The following is a 20866-nucleotide window of genomic DNA, read 5'->3' on the forward strand; positions in this document are numbered from 1 at the left end:
ACTCCTTGAAGTAACAGGTTCGTGAGTTGAAAGACAGGCTGCGTGAGCGAGGCCTTCAACGTTACGACGAGTGCATGGCCTTTGAATCGACACTCCGGGAAAAATATTTTTAAGCACGCCCGTGCGGAGGCGCGCGGCGCGGCGAAGCAGGGAGCGGCCCGGCGCGTGGCGGCTATGAGCGTCGCCGTGCGGCGCCTGAGCGGCACGCGGGTTCAGTTGGCCGCACCGGCTGTTTCCGGTTATTTCAACCGGCCGGGTTGTCGTCGTCCGGACTTGCTGGTGCCGATGGCGTCGGCGTTGCACCGCCGGGCGCGCCGAGAATCGTAATCTGAAACGTCGGGGTTGCCGCGAGCGACTGTAACGTCGCGTCTTCCGGGATGTGTTCGAGCAGCGGCAGGATCACCGAGCCGCCGATCACCGCGCGCCGGCTATTGTCGGCCGGCCGCAAGCCCCAGACGTCCTGGTAGACCACGGGTACCGCGATGCCGTTGCGGGTCGTGTTGCCGATATACAGCATCACATGGCCGCCGATGTAGATCAGCGTGCGCAACGGTTCGCCGTGCCGGGCGAGGTAATCGAGCCGTTGCGCCGGCGTCGACGCGGACAGATCGATCATGCGTCCCGCGCTCATTTGCGTCGACGAATGACGCGGCAGCCACACCCCGAACGTCGCGAAGATACTTTGCAGCTCCGACGAACAGTCGTTGTAGAAGCCGCTATTGCCCCAGCCGTACGGTCGCCCGATCAGCGTTTTCATCAGCATCGCCAGATGTCGCGGAGTGGCGGCGAGCGGCATGGGGGCGATCTGCGCGTCGCGCAATCGAGCGGTGCGAATGATCGCCTGACCGTCCGCATCGCGGACCGGCACCAGGAGTTTGATGGACGCTGCTGTGACGTCGGCGGCTGCATCGGCCGTTTCGCTCGCCGGGGGCGCCGGCCGTGCGCTGTTATCCGACACGAGCGGCAGCAGCGTGCCCGCGGGTGCGTCGAAGCGGAACACACCGCGGCTATCGCGCACCGCTGCCGAGGCGACCGTGACCGCCCCCAGCGACTTCGCGGTCGCGGCGCGCCATGTGTCGACGAAGCGATCGTCGGTCAGGGCGACGCCGTCGCTGCGCACCCAGCCTTGCAGGTCGGGCGTCTGCACGTAGCGCCATGCGCCATCGGCGCTGGTGCCCAGCACATACAGCGGCGTGCCGGGGCGTACCGCCGAAATCTGCAGGTTGTCGAACGGATAGCCTTCGCCGGCCAGGTGCCGGTCGTAGAACGACGGGTCCATGGTCGGCAGTTCCCGCACCAGCAGGTTGCCGGTGGCGATCGCGCGGCGCTCGGGCGTGTAAGCGGCCTGCTGGGTGAACTGGTCGACGGCCATGTTTTGCGCGATAGCGTCGATCCACGCCTTGTCATGCGGCCGGAAATTCTCGCCGTAGCCGAGCGCCGCGCCGCTCTTGCCGGTGTTGTCGAACTTGCCGATGCGGCGCTGCTGCAGCGTGACAATGTCAGCGCCTTGCTGACGGTAGACGCGCATTGCCACATAGGCGGAATTCCACGGCGACGCTGCGCTCGTGCCGGTGCCGAAATAGCGCGCGTAGAGGGCACGGAAGTGCACCTGCTGATCCGAGGGACTTAGGAACGGCCGGTCATATCCGGGGCTGTCCGGCTCCAGCCAGTGGTCGACGTTCTGGTCGTAGTTGGCGATCGGAAACAGCGTGATCGTGTCGACGTTCGCATGGGCGTCGCGGGTCGGCGACGGATTGCTGCAGGCGGCGAAGCTGGCGGCGGCTGCAAGAGCGACGCATAACGTGGCGGCGCGGCGGGGCTGCGGCAACCGGAACCGGGCCGCGAGGCGTTCGCTAAAGCGTTGGGTAAAGCGTGCGGCAAAGCGGGACAGGGCGACGACGGGCATAGGGTTCGACGAGATGGGTCCGAGGGCACGATGATACGGTGTCGCACGCGAGGCCGGGCGATGGATGCCTGCGCCGTAAAGCGTTGCGAGTGTATTTACCCAAGCTTATGTGGTTTCATTGAGGTTCGAATCGTCAGAGTCGTCCATCACGGCTGCGTAATACCGCTTATCAAGCACAAGCCGTCATTAAGGCAGAGCGTTTCGCTACATTCGATCCATTTGCCTCGGCGCGTACTTTTCCCGAGGCACCTCAACAAGGAGAACAAGATGCAAACCAGCGCGCGCAATCAATTCGCCGGCGAAGTCGCCGAAGTCAAACACGGCGCGGTAAACGACGAGGTCACGTTGCGCACCCAAGGCGGCCTCGAGATCGTCGCGATCATCACGCACGGCAGCGCGACCTCGCTCGGCCTCGCTGCCGGCAAGAAGGCGTTCGCACTCGTCAAGGCATCGTCGGTGATCGTCATGGTCGACGTGACGAAGAGCCAGGTGTCGGCGCGCAATTGCATCGCCGGTACCGTGTCGGCAGTCACCAAGGGCGCCGTGAATTCGGAAGTGACCATCAGCGCGGGTGGCGCGCAGATCGCCGCGATCATCACCAATGAAAGCGTCGATCGTCTCGGCCTTGCAAGCGGCAAAGCGGCGACGGCGATCTTCAAGGCGTCGAGCGTAATCATCGGCGTCGAATAAGGCTTCGCGTTTGACGTTGTCTACGGCGCCAGCGTCCGGATCGCGCCATCGGCGCGTACGTACCGCGGGACGGAAAGAGGGCGGCATGCCGGGCATGGCGCGCCGTGAAGGAAACGGCGGCTTGCTTTACACTGCTCGCCTTGCCGTTTCTCCTTCCGCTCTCATCACGGACGCCGTCATGTTCGAAATCTCCCCCGCCTCGCATCTGCCAAAAGCCGCGCAATACGAAGAACTAGTTGCCCAGGCGCGTGCGCTGCTCGCCGGCGAAACCGACTGGATCGCCAACGCCGCGAATTTCTCCGCGTTCGTATTCCATTCCCTCAGCGATCTGAACTGGGCCGGCTTTTATTTCCATGACGGCCGCGAACTGGTGGTCGGGCCATTCCAGGGCAAGCCCGCTTGCGTTCGAATCGCGCTCGGCAAGGGCGTATGCGGCACGGCGGCGCAAACCCGCCAGACGCAAGTGGTGCGCGACGTGCATGAATTCCCCGGCCATATCGCCTGCGATTCGGCATCGCAATCGGAAATCGTCGTGCCGCTGGTCGCACCGGACGGCACGCTGATCGGCGTATGGGATGTCGACAGCCCGGTTGTCGCGCGCTTCGACGCTGAAGACGCGAAGGGCATGGAAGCGCTGTGCGCCGTGTTTATCGAAGCCGCATTGCCGCGCGCGTCATAAGCGTTTCAGCGGGCGCGGATCCGCCGGTGCGGCGGCACCATGTGGGCGTGACGAACCCCGCAGGTTTCGGAGACACGTAGCAGTTCCGCCACCGCTGTTGCTGCTGCTACCACTACGCCGCTGACCTTCCAACGGTCCCCTGCCTGACCCCGCAATTGCACCTTCGAAAGCCGCGGTATCGACGCTCGGCGGGACGCCAGACCGAAGGCTTGAGTACCCCGGCCATAGCGAACGCTTTATGATGTGTGCGATAACGCGCATGCTGGCGGCGGGGTTGGGGATTACACCAAGGGAAACGCTTGCCGCCGGGAATGCGTGGCCGGCGTGGCAATTCCGGCCAGGAAAGCCGCTATCATAGTGACGGTTATCCGGCGGATTGGACCGAATTCGCCGGCTTTGCCGGTTGCGCCGTAAGCATCAAGAAAAACGCTAACTCGCTTTTAATATCCAGGAAATTCAAAGGCCGGCGCGATGCAAGACCCTTACTACGCCGACGCGCGCACGCCCGATGCCGCGCTTGCAGCGGCGCCATACGGCATGTTCGTCTGCACGGCCGACGGTACGTTCGACTCGGTCAACGCCGCTTTCGAAAGGTTGACCGGTTTTACCGCCGAAGAATTGATCGGCCGGCGCACTTTTGAGTCCTTGCACGACCCGGCTGAACTTGCGAGGCGGCGCTCCGAATTGCCGCCGCTGTCGGCGGTAGGTTCGCGCTATGAAGGCGAATGGACCTATGTGCGGCGCAACGGCAACCGCATTCGCGTGGTGTTCGCGCTGTCGCCGCTTGTCGCCGGGCCGGGGCATTCCGCTGGGGTAGTGACGGCACCCGCTCGCTATGTCGGCATTGCGATCGACATGACGCGTTACGCGCAGTCCGAGGCGCGCCTGTGGTACGTCGCGCACCATGACGGTGTGACCCGGCTGCCGAATCAGACGCTTTTCACCGAACGGCTCGAGCTCACGATCGCGCGCTGTCAGCGCAGCGGCAGCGGCTTTACCGTGCTGATCGCCGAGCTCGATCATTTACGCAAGCTGCGCGACGCGCTTGGTTTGCATGCGGCCGAACTGGTGCTGCAGATCGTCGGCGAGCGGCTGCGCGGTCTCTTTCCCAACGACGGTACGATCGCCTCGATCGGCGGCACGCAATTCGCGCTGCTGATCAACGAAACCGGTGCGGCGGCCGATGCTTTCGCGGCCGAAGCATTGGGCCGCATCGCCGAATCGATCGACTACGCGGGCACCGCGCTAAATATCACGGCGAGTATCGGCATCGTCGCCTATCCCGCCGACGGTGCCGATGCGCCGACGCTGATGCGCCGCGCGGGCGTGGCGTTGTCGGCGGCTTCGGCAGTCAGCGGCAACGCGGTGCGGCGGTTTTCCACCGCGCTCGAAGGTCAGGCGGCGCGCCGTTTCGAACTTGAGGGAATGCTGCGCGAAGCGCTCGAACGTCAGCAACTGCATCTCGTGTATCAGCCGCAGGTGACGCTTGCCAACGGACGCATCGCGCAAGTGGAGACGCTGCTGCGCTGGAATCATCCGCAGCGTGGTTTGATCAGTCCGGTCGAATTCGTGCCGGTCGCGGAGGAGGCGGGACTGATCGAGCAGATCGGCGAGTGGGTGATCCGTACCGCGTGCCGCGATGCCGGCAAATTGCTGCGGCTTGCCGGCACGTTGCCACGGATCGCGGTGAACGTGTCGCCCCAGCAATTCCAGCGGCATAATCTGTTCGAGACGATTCGCGGGGCGCTCGAAGACGCCGCACTCGATCCTTCATATCTCGAAGTGGAGATCACCGAAGGCGTGCTGCTCGGCGACACAGAGCAGGCTTTGCAGACGCTACATGCGTTGCGAGAATTGGGCGTTGAAGTTGCGGTAGACGACTTCGGCACCGGCTATTCGAGTCTCGCCTACCTCACGCGTTTTCCGCTGAATCGTTTGAAAATCGATCGCTCGTTTGTGATGCGCATGAGTACCGATCCGCAATGCGCGGCGCTTGTCGGCGCGATTATTGCCATGGCGCATGCATTGAAGCTGCGGGTGACGGCCGAGGGCGTGGAAACAGCCGAGCAGGCCATGCAACTGGAAGCACTAGGCTGCGACGAAGCGCAAGGCTTCTGGTTTTCGCGGCCCATCACGATTGCGGCGTTGCGTAATTTGCTGAAGCCGTTGGGGACCATGTGACGCCGTAGTCGGAAGCGGGCGCCTAACTCTGGTTTCAGCAAGCCATGTGCCTCGCTTGCCGCGGTGAAAACCGTGGGAACGTATCCTGCTTCCTTGCGTCAAGAGAACATGTACGCAACGGAGGGCAGGCAAACGATGAACGATCTCCTTACCCGTATTTGGCATTTTCAGCCGTCGCTGCTTGTCACATTGACGCACGACGTCCTTCAGATCGTACTGGCCGCGCTGATTCTGATTGTCGGCTGGTGGTTATCGAACCGCGTAGGGACGATGTTCGCGAGAGCGCTCGCCCGCACGCGCGCGGATCCGACCCTCGCGCCGATGCTGGCCGCCATGGGTACCTGGGCCGTACGCGTGCTCGTTTTCGTCGCGGCCCTCAGTGAAGTCGGCATTGCCACGGCGAGCGTGCTTGCGGTGCTCGGCGCGGCCGGTCTGGCGATCGGCCTCGCCTTGCAAGGCACGTTGCAGAATATTGCCGCCGGCATGATGCTGCTGATGTTGCGTCCGTTTCGCGTCGGCGACGTGATCGAGGGCAGCGGGGCGGCTGCGGGCATCGTGCGCGAAGTGGGCCTTTTCACGACGCGCATTGAACGCGGTGACGGCAATGCGGTGTTCGTGCCGAATAGCCAGATCTGGAGCAATCCGGTCATCAATTACAGCAGTGGCGGCACGCAACGCATTGAGGTCGAAGTCGGGCTCGCGCAGCGTACGGATGTGGATGCAGCGATCGGCGAGTTGAAAAAAGTGGTTGCCGACGAACCGCGTGTGCTGGGCGGTACGACGCTCGCACCGGTCATCACCGTCGCGGATTACCCCGAACGTGGTGGCGCAACGCTTCGCATCGCAGCGTGGGTACGCTCGCCGGACGTGTCGCTCACCACCGACGACCTGCACGATCGCGCGCAGGCCGCGCTTGAACAGGCCGGCTGTCCGGTGGCTGCCTAGCTGCGCGAACAATAGCAAAGGGGCCGTTTGGCCTCTTTTCGCTGGATAGCGTTGCTACGGACGTACGCGCAATTCAGTGTGCAGAGTTTCATCATGAGCGTTGACGAGTCGTGAGCGACTCAGTGTGTCTCACGCACGCGGATGAGCGAGAAAGAAACGCAGCATCTCGGCTGACGCGTCGGGACCGGCCGGGTCCGTATATGAGCCGCGCTGGCTGCCGCCTGCCCACGCGTGGCCCGCGCCATGAATCGACCAGTATTCCGCTTCCATACCGTTTGCTGCGACACGTCGCTGGACCGTGCAGGTGCGCTGTCCGCCCGCTGTGCCCGCAGCGGACGAGGCAGCGTTGGCTGTCGTGACGGTGGCATCGAAGCCCGCCACGAGCGCTATGGCATTCAAGGGATGCACGGTTGAATCCGCATCGCCATGAAACACGATGAGCGGCCGCTGCGGTTCGATGCGCGGACGGTTGCGAAGCGCTTTGCCGCCTTTCATCGCGGCGAGCGCCGAGGGCAGGTCCTTCGCGCACCCGTAGGCGAGCCCGGAATGGACACAGGCCGCCGCATAAAGTTCGGGCGAGGTCTTCAGCATGACGTCCGCCATTGCGCCGCCAGCAGACAGTCCCGCCACGTATACGCGCGCCGGATCGACGCGATAACGTGCGATCACCTCGCGTGTGATGCCGGCGATCAGCGAAGGCTCGCCCTGATCGCGCTGCTGGTCGCCCGGTTTGAACCAGTTCCAGCACGACGAATGATTGGCCGCCTGCGACTGATTCGGATACACGACGATGAAGCCATGACGCTCGGCCATTTCGTTCATGCGCGTGCCGGCCGCGAAGTCGTCGGCGTTTTGCGTGCAGCCGTGCAGCATCACGATGAGCGGCAACGGTTCGTTGGCGTAGACGGCCGGTACGTGTAGCTTGTATTGACGTTGGCCCGCGCCATTGCTGAACGTGTGAGTGCTGAAGGTGCCCGGCGTGTCGGCGTCGAAAGTGCGTTCGGCGGGGGCGTGGGGCGCGGTGGGTGTTTGCGCCTGCTGCCACGCCTGCTTCCATTGGTCGACACTCTGCGGCATGTGCGGGGCTTGCGCATGACCGCCTCCGGCCGGTCCTTTCGCGAGCGCGCGCTGAACCGCGGCGGTGGCTTCCTTCGGCCCCTTCGTGCGCAGCAGGTCGAAAGCTTCTTTCATCGACTTCAGGAAATCTTCATTCATTTTCATGATCGTAGGCGACTGCGTTGACCTGCTTTGAGCGTGACCGTGTCGGGCGATGCGCTGCACGGTTTCAACAGGGTTTGACTATGAGGACTGCCGCGCGAGACGCGGCTATCTGATGCGGCCGGCGAGCACCGCCTTGACCGCCGGTGAGGCGTGAAATGCGCCGAGCACTGTCACCGATGCGATCGTGGCCGCCGCCAGTTCCGGCGACACATCGGCGGCGATGCTCGCGAGGCCGAGCACCTGAATGTCCAGTCGTTCGTTTGCGGCTTGTGCGGTTTCCAGGTCCTGCTTCGAGAAGTGTTGCAAACCGAGCACCAGCGCGCGCCGGGTCACCGTTTCGGTGACGACCTGCGCATGCACCGCGAGCTGGTTGCGGATTGCGGTGCGAATCAGGTCGGTGCGGTTCGAATAAAAACCCTCTTCGACGAGCAAGTCGATCTGGCCCAGGTCCACCGGGCCGAGGTTGATGGTGATTTTTTCGGTCTCACCGCCTTTCGGGCGGGAGGTGTCGACGAGTTTGAGGTCGGGCATTTCTCTTCCGTTTGGTAGTCGCGCAGCATCCACGCGCCATCCAAATAACATCCAATGGGATGGTTATACGCGACGCCTCCGAATGGCGTCAACGAGGAAATTGAGGGCCGGTAGAGAATGAGAAGCGCAAATCCGGACTGTTTGAGCGGCAGGCGCGATGGGCTGGACGGTATGGGCGCCTGCGCCAACACCTGACGACTAGCGCTGGCTGCCGGCTCAAATTGGCATGCGCACGATTTCGCTTACTCAGGCGAGGTCGGCGAGCGGTTGCTTCTGCGGATCGGGCGGACCTCTGAATGGCAGATCGCGTGGGAGGGGTTCTTTCGGCGGATCGAGCGGCGGCTCTGGGGGCGTACTCGACATGCGCATAACGGATGAAGTGTTCCTGACCGGCTTGAATCTGATTTGCACGGCAACCTCCACATGTGATGGAACGTTCAGGGCGCGCACAGGCGCCTATTTGCCGTGCCCCTTGCTGGTTCGGGACCCATGCGGATTTTCGGTGGGCGCAAACCAGAAGAAACATGGCGCCTGCTGGATAGAAGGCATGCTGCGTACATCGATCGGTGCAGTTATTTTTATCTGCTGGGTCTTCTCAAGATCGGCCTTGTTCATACCGCCCAGGTAGAAGACCGAGAAAGCGGCGGCGGTGAGCAGGGCTTCAACGACGATCAGGAGATTGATGTTGGAAATATTCTTTGCGCGCTTGTCGTTGATTTCGGCGTTGGTTGCCTGGCGCTCGAGGTAATTCTTTATTAACAGCTTTCTAACTTCGCTGTCCGATGTAATCCCGAGCGCGCGCGCCGCATTTGGCGATTTTGCTATCGTGGCATCCCACTCGAGCTTGTATTTTTCCAGGTCCGTCGATACAGGCAGGGTTTTGTAGGTGTTTCGATGGAAGATCGAACCCACCGAGGATCTGAAAAAGTAGAATCCCGACGCAAGCAGCGAGGCGAAGGTCAGCGCCAGAAGCGCAAAAAACAGATAGTCCGCGAAGCCGTGTCTGTGTTGGATATCGACGTTGGCGAGCAGAAAACTAAGCGCTCCAATAATCGCGGTGACTAGCGTGAGCGATGACTGCAGTCGCGAGTCGATTTTGTCGCGCAGGTCGAGTTCACGCCAGTGCTGGCTTTCGTAGAGGTCTTCCGAAGTCAACATGCTGCTCTCCTTTGACCCGGCGATTGATGACGGTCCTTGCAGACATCCAGGCGGCACAGCAGTGTTTATTGTAGTAAGGCGTCTCGCATTTTCGAGAATGAAATCTCGCTCATGTAGATTGAAGCGTCACTCTTTCCGAGCGAGCGCAATGCCGAGGCGTTTGCGCTTCTTCGGCACGCCGACGTTTCTCCCGGGGCAGACCCTGGTTGCGGCGATCTGGGTCATCGTGAACGTCGCCGGGCTGACAAAATTCGACGTCTATTCTTTCATTCTTTTGAATTTGGCCGTCAGTTCGCAGTCCGCGTACGCGGCGCCGCTGCTCCTGCTGGCGCGGACGCGCCAAAAGTCCGCGCATGCAGGAGCGCAAGGCGAGCCCTACATCAGAACGATATCGTACTGCTCCTGGCTCAAATTCGACTCCACCTGCAACGACACCGGCTTGCCGATGAAATCGATCAGCATGGCCAGATGCTGCGACTCTTCCTCGAGAAACAGATCGATTACCTGCTGCGAGGCCACCACGCGGAACTCGCGCGGATTGAACTGCCGCGACTCGCGCAGAATCTCGCGCAGCACGTCGTAGCAGACCGTACGCGAGGTCTTGACCTGTCCCTTGCCCTGGCACACCGGGCAGGGCTCACACAGCACGTGCGCCAACGATTCGCGCGTACGTTTGCGGGTCATCTCCACGAGCCCAAGCTGCGAGAAGCCATTCACGGTCACGCGTGTGCGATCGCGCGAGAGCGCCTTCTTCAACTCACCGAGCACCTGATCGCGATGCTCGACGTTCTCCATGTCGATGAAGTCGATGATGATCACGCCACCCAGATTGCGCAGCCGCAATTGCCGCGCGATCGTGTGCGCGGCCTCGAGGTTGGTCTTGAAGATCGTATCGTCGAAGTTGCGTGCGCCGACGTAGCCGCCGGTGTTCACGTCGATGGTGGTCATCGCTTCGGTCTGGTCGATCACGAGATAGCCGCCCGACTTGAGATCGACCCGGCGTGACAACGCGCGCTGGATCTCCGCCTCGATGTTGTACAGATCGAAGAGCGGCCGCTCGCCGGTGTAGTGATGCAGTTTGGAAGACACCGCCGGCGTGAACTCCGCCGCGAAGTCGGCAAGCATCTGATAGGTCTCGCGCGAGTCGACCTGAATACGCGAGGTCTCGTCATTCACGAAATCGCGCAGCACACGCTGCGAGAGATTCAGGTCCTGGTAGAGCAGGCTGGTCGGCGGCATGCGCTGACCTTGCGAGATGATCGTAGCCCACGTCTTACGCAGATAGGCAACGTCCGCGGCCAGCTCTTCGCTGGTCGCATCTTCGGCGATGGTGCGCACGATGTAGCCGCCTTTTTCATCGGCGGGCAGCACGGCGGTCAAACGCGCGCGCACGGCTTCGCGTTCGGCTTCGCTCTCGATCTTCTGCGAGATGCCGATGTGCGGCTCCTGCGGCAGATACACGAGCGTGCGCCCGGCGATGCTCACTTGCGTGGACAGCCGTGCGCCTTTGGTGCCGATCGGATCCTTCACGACCTGCACCATCAGCGTCTGACCTTCGAAAACGATCTTCTCGATCGGCTGGTGCGGCGTTTGATGTTGCGGTTCGCCCGCAATGCGCGGATGCCAGATATCCGCTACGTGCAGGAACGCGGCGCGTTCCAGACCGATGTCGATGAAGGCGGATTGCATGCCCGGCAACACGCGGACGACTTTGCCGAGATAGACATTGCCGACGCGTCCTCGCGACAGCGTTCGTTCGACGTGAAGTTCCTGGACGGCGCCTTGCTGGACGAGCGCGACGCGCGTTTCCTGCGGCGTGACATTGATCAGGATTTCTTCATTCATGGTGTTATTTTAGAAGTCGATGCGCGCTGCCCGCAGGAGGGCAGCGGTTTCAAAAAGCGGCAAACCCATGATACCTGAATAGGACCCGTCGATATGTTCGATAAACTCCGCGGCGCGTCCCTGCACACCGTACGCGCCTGCCTTGCCGAGCGGTTCGCCGCTCGCGGCATAGCGGCGCACGGCGTCCGCTTGCAGTGCAGCAAAACGTACCTTCGAGACCGATAGCGCCGCGGGCAGCAACGTGCCTTGCGCATCGACCACCGCGACGGCCGTCAACACTTCGTGATCGCGACCCGCGAGACGCGTGAGCATCGAGACGGCGTCGTCGGCATCGACGGGCTTGCCGAGGATCGCATCGTCGATTGTGACCGTTGTGTCGGCAACCAGAATCGGCCGCACGGTGTGGCCGCCCGCCAGGAGACGCGCGCGCGCGGCGTGCGCCTTGGCGATACAGACGCGTTGCACGTAGTCGCGGGCACGCTCGCCGGGCAGCTCGACTTCGAGTGCTTCGGCGTCTTCATCGGGGCGCGGCAGGAGCAATTCAAAACGCACGCCGAGCTGTTGCAACAACTCCTGACGGCGTGGACTCTGGGAAGCAAGGTAGACGAACGGATGCAGCGAAGCGGCGAGCGTGGGCATGAACAGGTCTCGATGAGGCGGGTTGCGTCAATGAGCGAAGAGCGCGCGAAGAGTGGGGCGGCGTATCAGTCAGGCGCCAATCGGCGCGCATGACGACACCTGAAACGAGACCTGAGATGGGATCCAGGCGCGCGATCTGCTCGCGGCCTCGTTCGCTCAAACGCGATGATAGGGGTGATTTTGCGTGATGGTCCACGCGCGGTAAAGCTGCTCGGCGAGCAGCACGCGGACCATGGCATGCGGCAGCGTCAGGCTGGAGACACGCAGCAGCATGTCGGCGCGCGCTTTCAGATCGGGATCGAGTCCGTCGGCGCCGCCGATCAGAAACGCCACGTCGCGAGCGTCCTGCTGCCAGCCGGGCAGGGCGGCGGCGAGCTGCATCGTGGTCCAATCCTTGCCGCGTTCATCGAGCGCGACGATACGCGCGTTCTTCGGCAACGCGGCTTCGATTTTCTGCCGCTCGGCCGCCATCACGCTTTCGGCCGGCCGCCCCGACGAACGCTGCTCGGGCTTGATCTCGCGCAGCTCGATGCGCAGCTCGGGCGGCATGCGTTTCGCGTATTCGTCGAAGCCGGTGGCGATCCAGTCCGGCATCTTGTGGCCGACGGCGAGGATGTGCAGTTTCATGACGGAAGCAATCGCTGATGACAGCCAACGCGCTTACTTGCGTGCGGTCGTCTTGCGCGCGGGCTTTTTCTTCGCAACCGGCGTTTCTTCCTCTTCGTCCTCGTCGTCGGGTTCGCTCGAACGCGCGCCGCCGAACGGGTCCGGCGTGGACAGCTTGATACGCACCGGCTTGTCACCCCAGATTTCTTCGAGGTTGTAGTACTGGCGCAGCGCCGGTTGCAGGATGTGCACGATCGCGTCGCCGCAATCGACCAGCACCCATTCGCCGATGTCCTCGCCTTCGGTGCTGATGATGTCGCCGCCGTTTTCCTTGACGCTCTCGCGCACGCTCGAAGCGAGTGCCTTGGTCTGGCGATTCGAGGTGCCGGAGGCGACGATCACGCGATCGAACAGCGCGGTCAGGTGGCTGGTGTTGAACACCTTGATGTCTTGCGCTTTGACGTCTTCGAGGGCGTCGACGATCACGCGTTGCAGTTTGCGAATATCCATGGGGTTACCGGTGGTACAGATGATGTTGAAGAATATAGTCCCACACCGCGGTGGGGACATGGCTCGCGGCGGCCTGGTCTTGCGGTTCGTCGCCCACGTGGGCGAGTCGCTGGCTCACCTGTTCGCGCAGATGCGCGCGAATGTCGGTGGCCGAGACGTTGAACGCAAGCGTCGTATCGATCAGCAAGTGGCCGCATGGCGTGGCTTGCAGAACGTCGGCGCGGGCACGGCGCGCGTCGATTTCTTTTGCGACCACGGGCGGAATCGACGCAAGGTCGAAACCGGGACGCGTGGCCGCGCAAATATGAGCGAAGTCGAACAGATGACGCCAGTCGCGCCAGGTGTCGAGATGCACCAGTTGATCCGCGCCGATCAGCAGCGCGATCGACGCATCCTGACCTTCGCGCTCACGCCACAACTGCAGCGTGTTGATCGTGTAGGTCGGGCCGTCGTGCTCGATCTCGTCGGTCGCCACCCGCACGGTGACGCCCGGCAGCACTAACGCGCCGGCCGCGGCGCGGGTCATGGCCAACCGGTGAACGGCTGCCGAGACGTCCGTTTTTTGCCACGGCTGGCCGGCGGGCAGCAGCACCAGCTCGGTCAGCTTCAGCACGTCGGCAAAACGCCGGGCGAGCGCGAGGTGGCCGTCGTGGATTGGGTCGAAAGTGCCGCCGAGCAATCCAATCCGGCGAGGCAGGGCGACAGGATGAGCGTTCGGCTTCAGGTGAAGATCCTTTGTCGTGGTCACGTGCAGTGCGGTGCGGGGCCTACCGCCTCACACCCACTCGCGCGGCACAAGAAAATCGCTGTAAAGACGCGCTTCCGGCGTGCCCGGTTCGGGCTGCCAGTTGTAGCGCCAGTTCACCACAGGCGGCATCGACATCAGAATCGATTCGGTGCGTCCGCCGCTCTGCAGCCCAAACAGTGTGCCACGGTCGAAGACCAGATTGAACTCGACGTAGCGGCCGCGCCGGTATGCCTGGAAGTCCCGCTCCGCTTCGCCGTACGGAATGTTGCGGCGCTTTTCGATGATCGGCATGTACGCTTTGAGGAATCCCTCGCCGACGCTTTTCAGCATCGCGAACGACTGATCGAAGCCCGGCGCCGAGAAATCGTCGAAGAAAATCCCGCCGATGCCGCGTGGTTCGTTGCGGTGCTTGAGGAAAAAATACTCGTCGCACCAGCGCTTGAAACTCGGGTAGAGGTCCGCGCCGTAAGGCTGCAGCGCGTCGCGGCAGACCCGATGGAAATGCTGCGCGTCTTCCTCATAGCCGTAGTACGGCGTCAGATCCATGCCGCCGCCGAACCAGAACACCGGCTCTTCGCCGGCTTTGGTCGCGATCAGCAGACGCACGTTCATATGCACAGTCGGGCAGTGCGGATTGTGCGGGTGCAGCACGAGCGAGACGCCCATGGCTTCGAAACCGCGACCGGCCAGTTGCGGGCGCGCAGCGCTCGCCGAGCCCGGCAGCGCGTCGCCCGCGACGTCCGAAAAACCGATGCCGGCCCGCTCGAAGAAGTTGCCGCCTTCCAGAATCCGCGTGCAGCCGCCGCCGCGCAGTTTCTCGCCGGGGGCGCGCTGCCATGCGTCGGTCGCGAACGGCTGGCCGTCGAACGCGCCGAGCGTGTCCGCGATATGCGTTTGCAGGCCTTGCAGCCAGCTGCGCACGGCCTGTGCGTCGTAGCTCGAATCGGTCATGAATGCAGGTGCTGAGGGCGGCACGCTGGTCGCGCCGCGGGTTCTTCGTGAAGGGCGAGGGCCGGGCCTGCGTCAGGATTTTCCTGCGAAGGCGCGGCGCTACGGTCATTCCGGTCAATCGCGCCGGGTGACACGCCGGTCAAACGGCGCGCGCCCACCGGGAACGATGGGCGCCGCAACGATCGCGAAAACCCGCAGTGTAGCGCCGTTGGCGCGGCACGCGGGCAAGTGGGGCTGTGGCTTAGTGCTTGCCGTCGGTCTTGACGTCGTGCTTGCGGTTCAACGCGCGGTAGCCGATGTCGCGGCGATACTGCATGCCGTCGAACGAGATCTGGTTGATCGTCTCGTATGCGACCGATTGCGCGCTGCGCACCGAATCCGCCAGACCGACCACGCACAACACGCGGCCGCCCGAGGTGGTCAGCTTGCCGTCCTTCAGGGTGGTGCCGGCGTGGAACGTGACCGAGTCCGCGGTTTCGGCCGGGATATCGCTGATCCGGTCACCCTTGCGCGGCGTGTCCGGATAGTTGTGCGCGGCGAGCACCACGCCCAGCGCGGTACGGCGGTCCCATTCGAGTTCGATCGTATCGAGCGTGCCGGCGATAGCCTGTTCGACCACCTTCGAGAAGTCGCCTTTCAGCCGCGCCATGATCGGCTGCGTTTCCGGGTCGCCCATCCGGCAGTTGAACTCGAGCGTTTTCGGATTGCCCTGCGCGTCGATCATCAGGCCGGCGTACAGAAAACCGGTGAAGCGGATGCCTTCTTTCTCCATGCCACGCACGGTCGGCTGGATGATTTCGCGCATCACGCGCGCATGCAGTTGCGGCGTGACGATCGGTGCGGGCGAATACGCGCCCATGCCGCCGGTGTTCGGACCCTGGTCCCCGTCGAGCAGACGCTTGTGGTCCTGGCTCGAGGCGAGTGCCAGCACATGCTTGCCGTCCACCATCACGATGAAGCTGGCTTCCTCGCCGGTGAGGAATTCCTCGATCACGACACGCGCGCCGGCATCGCCCAGCTTGTTGTCCGACAGCATCATGTCGACCGCGGCGTGCGCTTCTTCCAGCGTTTGCGCAACCACCACGCCCTTGCCGGCGGCGAGGCCGTCGGCCTTGATCACGATCGGCGCGCCCTTGGCGTCCAGATACGCGTGCGCGGCGGCCACGTCGGCGAAGGTTTCGTATTCGGCGGTCGGGATCGCATGGCGCTTCATGAACGCCTTGGCGAAATCCTTCGAGCTTTCGAGTTGCGCGGCTTCCTTGCTCGGTCCGAAAATCTTCAGGCCGCGCGAGCGGAACAGGTTGACGATTCCCGCGGCGAGCGGCCCTTCCGGCCCGACCAGCGTGAAGGCGATCTGTTCTTTCTCGACGAAATCAGCGAGTTCGGCCGGATCCGTGATGTCGATGTTGCGCAGACGCTCGTCCTGAGCGGTGCCGCCGTTGCCGGGAGCAACATAGACGAGCTGAACCCGTGGCGATTGCGCGAGCTTCCATGCGAGCGCATGTTCGCGACCGCCGGAACCGACGACGAGTAACTTCATGTGAATCCCCGAGACTTAAAAACCATAAACGGCTGAAGCATGACGCCTGGCCGTGGAATAACAGCAAGGTTTGCGATGGGCCCGCAGCCGGACAATGGCGCGGGGCACATGGCGAACCCGGGTGGAGGCGGTGCCGAAGGGTCCAAACCCAACGCCCGGCCAATACGCCCGTTCAGCAGCAACGCGAGGGCCCGCGAGGGCCAACCGGCGGCGCGGGCGTGGGCTGGCTCGATGCCGAACCACGCGCCGGGCGCCGCCCGGCACGCTCACTCGTCGGCGATCGCGGCGTTTGTATAGACTTCCTGCACGTCGTCCAGATTTTCCAGTGCGTCGAGCAGCTTCTGCATTTTCACCGCGTCTTCGCCCGTGAATTCGACTTCCGTCTGAGGTTTCATCGTGACCTCGGCCACTTCGGCCTTGAAGCCCGCCGCCTCGAGCGCGGACTTCACCTTCGGGAAATCGTTCGGCGGGCACAGCACCTCGATACTGCCGTCTTCGTTCGTGAGCACGTCGTCGGCGCCGGCTTCGAGGGCGGCTTCCATCAGCTTGTCTTCCGGCGTGTCGGGTCCGAACAGGAACTGGCCGACGTGATCGAACATGAACGACACCGAGCCGTCCGTGCCCATGTTGCCGCCGTTCTTCGAGAACGCGTGACGCACGTCCGCCACCGTACGGGTGCGGTTGTCGGTCATGGTGTCCACGATTACCGCCGCGCCGCCGATGCCGTAGCCCTCGTAGCGGATTTCTTCGTAGTTTGCGCCGTCGACACCGCCCACACCGCGCTGGATCGCACGGTTGACGTTATCTTTCGGCATGTTGGCGTCGTACGCCTTTTCGACGGCGAGCCGCAGACGCGGGTTCGAGTCGATATCGCCGCCGCCCATGCGGGCCGCCACCTGAATTTCCTTGATGAGCCGCGTCCAGACCTTACCGCGCTTGGCGTCGGCCGCTGCTTTCTTATGCTTGATGTTGGCCCATTTCGAATGACCCGCCATACCTTTCTCCGTCGCGCGCGCCACTGGGCGCACGCATAGTGCAATTGTCGTTGCGATGTCGGGCGCTTGCGCGTGTGAATGCGACCTTGCGCCTCGATGTCAAACCGCTCGGCGCCGGACCGCCCGGTGTCAGGCCTTCATCAGCTTGATCGCGCCCCGCGAGGCCCGGCAAGCGGAGCCGAAAGCCGGCAGCGCGGTTGGAGACGGGGCAGTGCGGTCAGCGGGGGCTCAGCGGCGCCTCAAGCGCGCCGGTTCCGGCAGGTCCCGCGTAAAGGCGCGATGCACCGGGTGGCAGTGCAAGTCGAGCCGCTCTTTGAGCGGATTCGAATTTTATCACGCCGTGAGGGCGCGGCAGAGGGGCGCGTAGCGTGAAACAGCGTGGAAACGGTTCATCAACCGGCTGCGGCCGCGTTTTGTACGCGCCGCCGCTCGATTTTCTCAACCCGCTGTCAGTTTTTCGTGCCGAACAGGCGATCGCCGGCGTCGCCGAGACCCGGCACGATGTAGGCGTGCTCGTTCAGATGCGAATCGAGCGACGCGACGTACAGCTTGACGTCGGGATGGGCGTCCTGGAACACCTGCACGCCTTCGGGCGCCGCCACCAACGCGAGGAACAGGATGTTTTCGCCGGCCACGTTGCGGCGCTTGAGCACGTCCACGGCGTGCACGGCCGAATAACCGGTCGCGACCATCGGATCGCACAGAATGAACACGCGGTCCTCCAGATCCGGCAGGCGCACCAGATACTCCACCGGGCGGTGGTCCTCGGCGCGATACACGCCGATATGGCCCACCCGCGCCGACGGCACAAGCTCCAGCAGGCCGTCCGACATGCCGATGCCGGCACGCAGCACCGGCACGATCGCCAGCTTCTTGCCGGCGATCACGGGTGCGTCGATGTCGACTAGCGGTGTGGTGATGCGGCGCGTGGTCATCGGCAGGTTACGGGTGATTTCGTAACCCATCAGCAGCGTGATTTCGCGCAGCAGTTCGCGGAACGTGCGGGTTGAGGTGTCCCGGTCGCGCATATGCGACAGCTTGTGCTGGATCAGCGGGTGATCGAGGATGAAAAGATTGGGAAAACGGCTGTCCTGAGTCATGGCGGGGGCGCAAGCGGCGGCTAGAGGGATCGGTTCGGCGCGCCGCCCGGCCGGAAACCGGCCGACGGACGCGCCACGGCGCAAGTTTACCGAAAGAGTGGCGCCGGAAGATACCGGAGATTGCAGGGGCCCGGCACAGTCCGGCACCGATTCTTCTAGAATCGGGGGAAACTTTGCCGCCATTGGGCAACCGCGGGAGTGTTCCGCGCCACGATTACGTCACAAGGATACGCACATGGACATGGGAATCGCAGGACGCACCGCGCTGGTTTGCGCGGCCAGCAAGGGACTGGGGCGCGGCTGCGCGGAAGCGCTGGCAGCCGAAGGCGTCAATCTGACGATCGTCGCGCGCACGCAGGAGACGCTGGAGGCAACCGCCGCGGAGATTCGCAAGCAGAGCGGTGTTGAAGTGAAGACTGTCGCGTGCGACATCACCACGCCCGAAGGACGTGCCGCGGCGCTCGCCGCCTGTCCGCAGCCGGACATTCTGGTCAACAACGCCGGTGGCCCGCCGCCGGGCGATTTTCGCAACTTCACGCACGAGGGCTGGATTCGCGCGCTGGAGAGCAACATGCTCACGCCGATCGAGTTGATCCGCGCGACTATCGACGGGATGAGCGAGCGCGGCTACGGGCGCATCGTCAATATCACGAGTTCGGCGGTCAAGGCGCCGATCGACGTGCTAGGCCTGTCCAACGGCGCGCGCTCGGGGCTGACCGGCTTCGTGGCGGGACTGGCGCGCAGCAAGGTGGCCGCCACGGGCGTGACGATCAACAACCTGCTGCCGGGGCTGTTCGACACCGACCGCATCGCTACCACCTTCGCGGCGCAGGCCAAGGCGCAAAACATTTCCGTCGACGAAGCGCGCAAGCAGCGCATGAAGACGATTCCCGCCGGCCGCTTCGGCAATCGCGATGAATTCGGCCGTGCCTGCGCGTTTCTGTGCAGCGTGCATGCCGGCTATATCACCGGCCAGAACTGGCTGGTCGATGGCGGTGCCTACCCGGGCACGTTCTGAACGGTCCCTTTCGAAGCACCGCCATCGCTCTTTACTACAACAACGACAATCACAACGGTTTCAGGAGTCTTACGTCATGACCACCCGCATTGCGCTGATCGCGCACGATCACAAGAAAGACGACATCGTCAAACTGGCCGGCGAATACGTCGATACGCTGAGGCGCTGCGACATCATCGCGACCGGTACGACCGGCACGCGCATTAGCGACGCGCATGGCCTCACGGTCGAGCGCATGTTGTCCGGCCCGCACGGTGGCGACCTGCAGATCGGCGCGCAACTCGCGGAAGGGCGAGTGGACATGGTGATCTTTCTGCGCGACCCAATGACGCCGCAGCCGCACGAACCGGATATCAACGCGCTGGTGCGTGCCTGCGACGTTCACAATATTCCGTGCGCCACCAACATTTCCACCGCGCGCATGATTCTCGACGTGCTGACCTTGCGCCTCACGCAGCAGGTCTGAATCAATCCCGCGGCGCTTCACGCTCACACTGGATCACACATCAAGGAGACATGATGGTCAAAGCAATCCGATTCGACAAAACCGGCGGCCCCGAAGTCATGAAATGGGTCGACGTCGAAGTAGGCGAGCCGGGCGCGGGCGAGATCCGCGTCAAGCAGAACGCGGTCGGTTTGAACTATATCGACGTGTATTTCCGCACGGGTCTTTATCCGTTGCCGCTGCCGGGCGGTCTGGGCATGGAGGCGGCCGGCGAGGTGACGGCGGTCGGTACCGGAGTGACGGGGCTGAAGGCCGGCGACCGGGTGGCCTACGTTGCGCGTCCGCCGGGCGCCTATGCGCAGGAGCGCGTGCTGTCCGCGGCGCAGGTGGTCAAGGTGCCCGACGCGGTGAGCGATGAGCAGGCGGCCTCCGTGATGCTGCAAGGTCTGACCGCGCAATATCTGCTGCGCCGTACCTATCCGGTGAAAGCCGGCGACACGATCCTGATTCAGGCGGCGGCCGGCGGCGTCGGCTTGCTGGCCTGCCAGTGGGCGAAGGCGTTGGGCGCGACAGTGATCGGCACGGTCGGCTCCGACGAAAAGGCCGAAATCGCCAAGGCGCACGGCTGCGACCATGCGATTGTCTATACGCGGGAAAACTTCACGAAGCGGGTGCGCGAGATCACCAACGGCGCGGGCGTGCCGGTGGTGTACGACTCGATCGGTAAAGATACGTTTACGGCTTCGCTCGATTGCCTCGCACCGCTTGGCATGTTCGTGAGCTTCGGCAATGCATCGGGCCCGTTGCCGCCGATCGACTCGTCCGAATTCGCCGGCCGCGGCTCGCTGTTCTTTACGCGCCCCACGCTGTTTACGTACATCGCGAAGCGTGCCGATTACGAGGCGATGTCGGCCGAATTATTCGGCATGCTGGTGTCGGGCAAGGTGAAGACCAGCATCAATCAGCGTTATCCGTTGGCGGAAGTGGGGCGCGCGCATGCCGATCTGGAAGGCCGCCGCACGACCGGCTCGACGATTCTGCTGCCGTAACGCCTGTCTGACTGACTGACCGGCCCGCGCCGCGCCGCGGGCTTGTGCCGGCCGGTCAATTCGACGCTTCGCCGGCCGCTCCGGCCCACAGAAGACGCGTGGGTCTGCG

General features: G+C 63.4%; 20 protein-coding genes and 1 pseudogene. 8 read left to right on the forward strand and 13 right to left on the reverse strand.

The features are described from left to right. Positions 1-244 precede the first annotated feature (244 nt). Entirely contained in the window at positions 245-1906 is a 1662-nt protein-coding gene (locus tag AC57B6_RS05120) for an SH3 domain-containing protein (RefSeq protein WP_496420789.1), read from the reverse strand. Between the two features lie 267 nt (positions 1907-2173). Here AC57B6_RS05120 and AC57B6_RS05125 point away from each other — a divergent pair, with 267 nt between their 5' ends. The 4 genes from AC57B6_RS05125 (at position 2174) to AC57B6_RS05140 (ending at position 6401) form a co-directional block, all read left to right on the forward strand. Further along, entirely contained in the window at positions 2174-2596 is a 423-nt protein-coding gene (locus AC57B6_RS05125; RefSeq protein ID WP_496420790.1) for a TOBE domain-containing protein, read from the forward strand. A 178-nt stretch (positions 2597-2774) separates the two neighbouring features. After that, positions 2775-3275 carry a GAF domain-containing protein gene (locus tag AC57B6_RS05130; protein ID WP_028196900.1) on the forward strand — a complete coding sequence of 167 codons (501 nt, stop codon included), beginning with the start codon at positions 2775-2777 and terminating at the stop codon, positions 3273-3275. A 471-nt stretch (positions 3276-3746) separates the two neighbouring features. Continuing rightward, positions 3747-5456 carry a putative bifunctional diguanylate cyclase/phosphodiesterase gene (locus AC57B6_RS05135; protein WP_028196901.1) on the forward strand — a complete coding sequence of 570 codons (1710 nt, stop codon included), beginning with the start codon at positions 3747-3749 and terminating at the stop codon, positions 5454-5456. Positions 5457-5591: 135 nt separating this feature from the next. Next, a complete protein-coding gene (locus AC57B6_RS05140) occupies positions 5592-6401 on the forward strand; it encodes a mechanosensitive ion channel family protein (RefSeq protein ID WP_183799836.1) in 810 nt (269 codons plus the stop codon). A gap of 129 nt (positions 6402-6530) precedes the next feature. Here the strand turns inward: AC57B6_RS05140 and AC57B6_RS05145 are convergent, their stop codons facing one another. The 3 genes from AC57B6_RS05145 to AC57B6_RS05155 form a co-directional block, all read right to left on the reverse strand. After that, positions 6531-7622 carry an extracellular catalytic domain type 1 short-chain-length polyhydroxyalkanoate depolymerase gene (locus AC57B6_RS05145; protein ID WP_496420791.1) on the reverse strand — a complete coding sequence of 364 codons (1092 nt, stop codon included), beginning with the start codon at positions 7620-7622 and terminating at the stop codon, positions 6531-6533. A 105-nt stretch (positions 7623-7727) separates the two neighbouring features. Continuing rightward, positions 7728-8153: a CopG family transcriptional regulator gene (locus AC57B6_RS05150; protein ID WP_028196904.1), complete on the reverse strand. Its 426-nt coding sequence runs from the start codon at positions 8151-8153 to the stop codon at positions 7728-7730. 456 nt (positions 8154-8609) lie between these two features. Next, positions 8610-9311 carry a hypothetical protein gene (locus AC57B6_RS05155; protein ID WP_030102916.1) on the reverse strand — a complete coding sequence of 234 codons (702 nt, stop codon included), beginning with the start codon at positions 9309-9311 and terminating at the stop codon, positions 8610-8612. A gap of 148 nt (positions 9312-9459) precedes the next feature. Here AC57B6_RS05155 and AC57B6_RS05160 point away from each other — a divergent pair. Then, a pseudogene (locus AC57B6_RS05160) lies at positions 9460-9603 on the forward strand (DUF1003 domain-containing protein); the annotation flags it as partial. 83 nt (positions 9604-9686) lie between these two features. On the opposite strand, the gene rng reads toward AC57B6_RS05160, so the two are convergent. From rng to upp, 9 genes are all read right to left on the reverse strand, one after another. Next, positions 9687-11156, reverse strand: a complete 1470-nt coding sequence (gene rng / locus AC57B6_RS05165; RefSeq protein ID WP_028196906.1) for a ribonuclease G — start codon at positions 11154-11156, stop codon at positions 9687-9689. A 9-nt stretch (positions 11157-11165) separates the two neighbouring features. Further along, the gene (locus AC57B6_RS05170) at positions 11166-11795 is read right to left on the reverse strand and encodes a Maf family protein (RefSeq protein ID WP_028196907.1); all 630 of its coding nucleotides are present in this window, start codon (positions 11793-11795) and stop codon (positions 11166-11168) included. Between the two features lie 156 nt (positions 11796-11951). Beyond that, positions 11952-12422: a 23S rRNA (pseudouridine(1915)-N(3))-methyltransferase RlmH gene (rlmH, locus tag AC57B6_RS05175; RefSeq protein ID WP_028196908.1), complete on the reverse strand. Its 471-nt coding sequence runs from the start codon at positions 12420-12422 to the stop codon at positions 11952-11954. Between the two features lie 33 nt (positions 12423-12455). Next, positions 12456-12911, reverse strand: a complete 456-nt coding sequence (rsfS, locus tag AC57B6_RS05180; RefSeq protein ID WP_028196909.1) for a ribosome silencing factor — start codon at positions 12909-12911, stop codon at positions 12456-12458. 4 nt (positions 12912-12915) lie between these two features. Further along, a complete protein-coding gene (locus AC57B6_RS05185; protein ID WP_370577213.1) occupies positions 12916-13659 on the reverse strand; it encodes a nicotinate-nucleotide adenylyltransferase in 744 nt (247 codons plus the stop codon). 27 nt (positions 13660-13686) lie between these two features. Beyond that, a complete protein-coding gene (gene hemF / locus AC57B6_RS05190; protein ID WP_028196911.1) occupies positions 13687-14610 on the reverse strand; it encodes an oxygen-dependent coproporphyrinogen oxidase in 924 nt (307 codons plus the stop codon). 241 nt (positions 14611-14851) lie between these two features. Beyond that, the gene (purD, locus tag AC57B6_RS05195; protein ID WP_028196912.1) at positions 14852-16150 is read right to left on the reverse strand and encodes a phosphoribosylamine--glycine ligase; all 1299 of its coding nucleotides are present in this window, start codon (positions 16148-16150) and stop codon (positions 14852-14854) included. Positions 16151-16416: 266 nt separating this feature from the next. Beyond that, a complete protein-coding gene (locus AC57B6_RS05200; RefSeq protein WP_028196913.1) occupies positions 16417-17145 on the reverse strand; it encodes a YebC/PmpR family DNA-binding transcriptional regulator in 729 nt (242 codons plus the stop codon). A 449-nt stretch (positions 17146-17594) separates the two neighbouring features. Further along, positions 17595-18245 (reverse strand): uracil phosphoribosyltransferase, encoded by a 651-nt coding sequence (gene upp / locus AC57B6_RS05205; protein ID WP_028196914.1) that lies wholly within the window; start codon positions 18243-18245, stop codon positions 17595-17597. Between the two features lie 235 nt (positions 18246-18480). Here upp and AC57B6_RS05210 point away from each other — a divergent pair, with 235 nt between their 5' ends. From AC57B6_RS05210 to AC57B6_RS05220, 3 genes are all read left to right on the forward strand, one after another. Next, entirely contained in the window at positions 18481-19263 is a 783-nt protein-coding gene (locus AC57B6_RS05210; RefSeq protein ID WP_496420792.1) for an SDR family oxidoreductase, read from the forward strand. Positions 19264-19339: 76 nt separating this feature from the next. Next, positions 19340-19729, forward strand: coding sequence for a methylglyoxal synthase (locus tag AC57B6_RS05215; protein WP_028196916.1), 390 nt, complete (start codon positions 19340-19342; stop codon positions 19727-19729). Between the two features lie 53 nt (positions 19730-19782). Then, positions 19783-20757: a quinone oxidoreductase family protein gene (locus tag AC57B6_RS05220; RefSeq protein ID WP_046569878.1), complete on the forward strand. Its 975-nt coding sequence runs from the start codon at positions 19783-19785 to the stop codon at positions 20755-20757. Positions 20758-20866: the final 109 nt, after the last annotated feature.

The organism is Paraburkholderia sp. BGA-UO-ETr-F12 (assembly GCF_059567945.1).

Excerpts from the sequence above, each read along its gene's own strand:
- AC57B6_RS05120 (WP_496420789.1), bottom strand. The coding sequence starts at position 1,906 with ATGCCCGTCGTCGCCCTGTCCCGCTTTGCCGCACGCTTTACCCAACGC.
- AC57B6_RS05125 (WP_496420790.1), top strand. The coding sequence starts at position 2,174 with ATGCAAACCAGCGCGCGCAATCAATTCGCCGGCGAAGTCGCCGAAGTC.
- AC57B6_RS05130 (WP_028196900.1), top strand. The coding sequence starts at position 2,775 with ATGTTCGAAATCTCCCCCGCCTCGCATCTGCCAAAAGCCGCGCAATAC.
- AC57B6_RS05135 (WP_028196901.1), top strand. The coding sequence starts at position 3,747 with ATGCAAGACCCTTACTACGCCGACGCGCGCACGCCCGATGCCGCGCTT.
- AC57B6_RS05140 (WP_183799836.1), top strand. The coding sequence starts at position 5,592 with ATGAACGATCTCCTTACCCGTATTTGGCATTTTCAGCCGTCGCTGCTT.
- AC57B6_RS05145 (WP_496420791.1), bottom strand. The coding sequence starts at position 7,622 with ATGAAAATGAATGAAGATTTCCTGAAGTCGATGAAAGAAGCTTTCGAC.
- AC57B6_RS05150 (WP_028196904.1), bottom strand. The coding sequence starts at position 8,153 with ATGCCCGACCTCAAACTCGTCGACACCTCCCGCCCGAAAGGCGGTGAG.
- AC57B6_RS05155 (WP_030102916.1), bottom strand. The coding sequence starts at position 9,311 with ATGTTGACTTCGGAAGACCTCTACGAAAGCCAGCACTGGCGTGAACTC.
- rng (WP_028196906.1), bottom strand. The coding sequence starts at position 11,156 with ATGAATGAAGAAATCCTGATCAATGTCACGCCGCAGGAAACGCGCGTC.
- AC57B6_RS05170 (WP_028196907.1), bottom strand. The coding sequence starts at position 11,795 with ATGCCCACGCTCGCCGCTTCGCTGCATCCGTTCGTCTACCTTGCTTCC.
- rlmH (WP_028196908.1), bottom strand. The coding sequence starts at position 12,422 with ATGAAACTGCACATCCTCGCCGTCGGCCACAAGATGCCGGACTGGATC.
- rsfS (WP_028196909.1), bottom strand. The coding sequence starts at position 12,911 with ATGGATATTCGCAAACTGCAACGCGTGATCGTCGACGCCCTCGAAGAC.
- hemF (WP_028196911.1), bottom strand. The coding sequence starts at position 14,610 with ATGACCGATTCGAGCTACGACGCACAGGCCGTGCGCAGCTGGCTGCAA.
- purD (WP_028196912.1), bottom strand. The coding sequence starts at position 16,150 with ATGAAGTTACTCGTCGTCGGTTCCGGCGGTCGCGAACATGCGCTCGCA.
- AC57B6_RS05200 (WP_028196913.1), bottom strand. The coding sequence starts at position 17,145 with ATGGCGGGTCATTCGAAATGGGCCAACATCAAGCATAAGAAAGCAGCG.
- upp (WP_028196914.1), bottom strand. The coding sequence starts at position 18,245 with ATGACTCAGGACAGCCGTTTTCCCAATCTTTTCATCCTCGATCACCCG.
- AC57B6_RS05210 (WP_496420792.1), top strand. The coding sequence starts at position 18,481 with ATGGACATGGGAATCGCAGGACGCACCGCGCTGGTTTGCGCGGCCAGC.
- AC57B6_RS05215 (WP_028196916.1), top strand. The coding sequence starts at position 19,340 with ATGACCACCCGCATTGCGCTGATCGCGCACGATCACAAGAAAGACGAC.
- AC57B6_RS05220 (WP_046569878.1), top strand. The coding sequence starts at position 19,783 with ATGGTCAAAGCAATCCGATTCGACAAAACCGGCGGCCCCGAAGTCATG.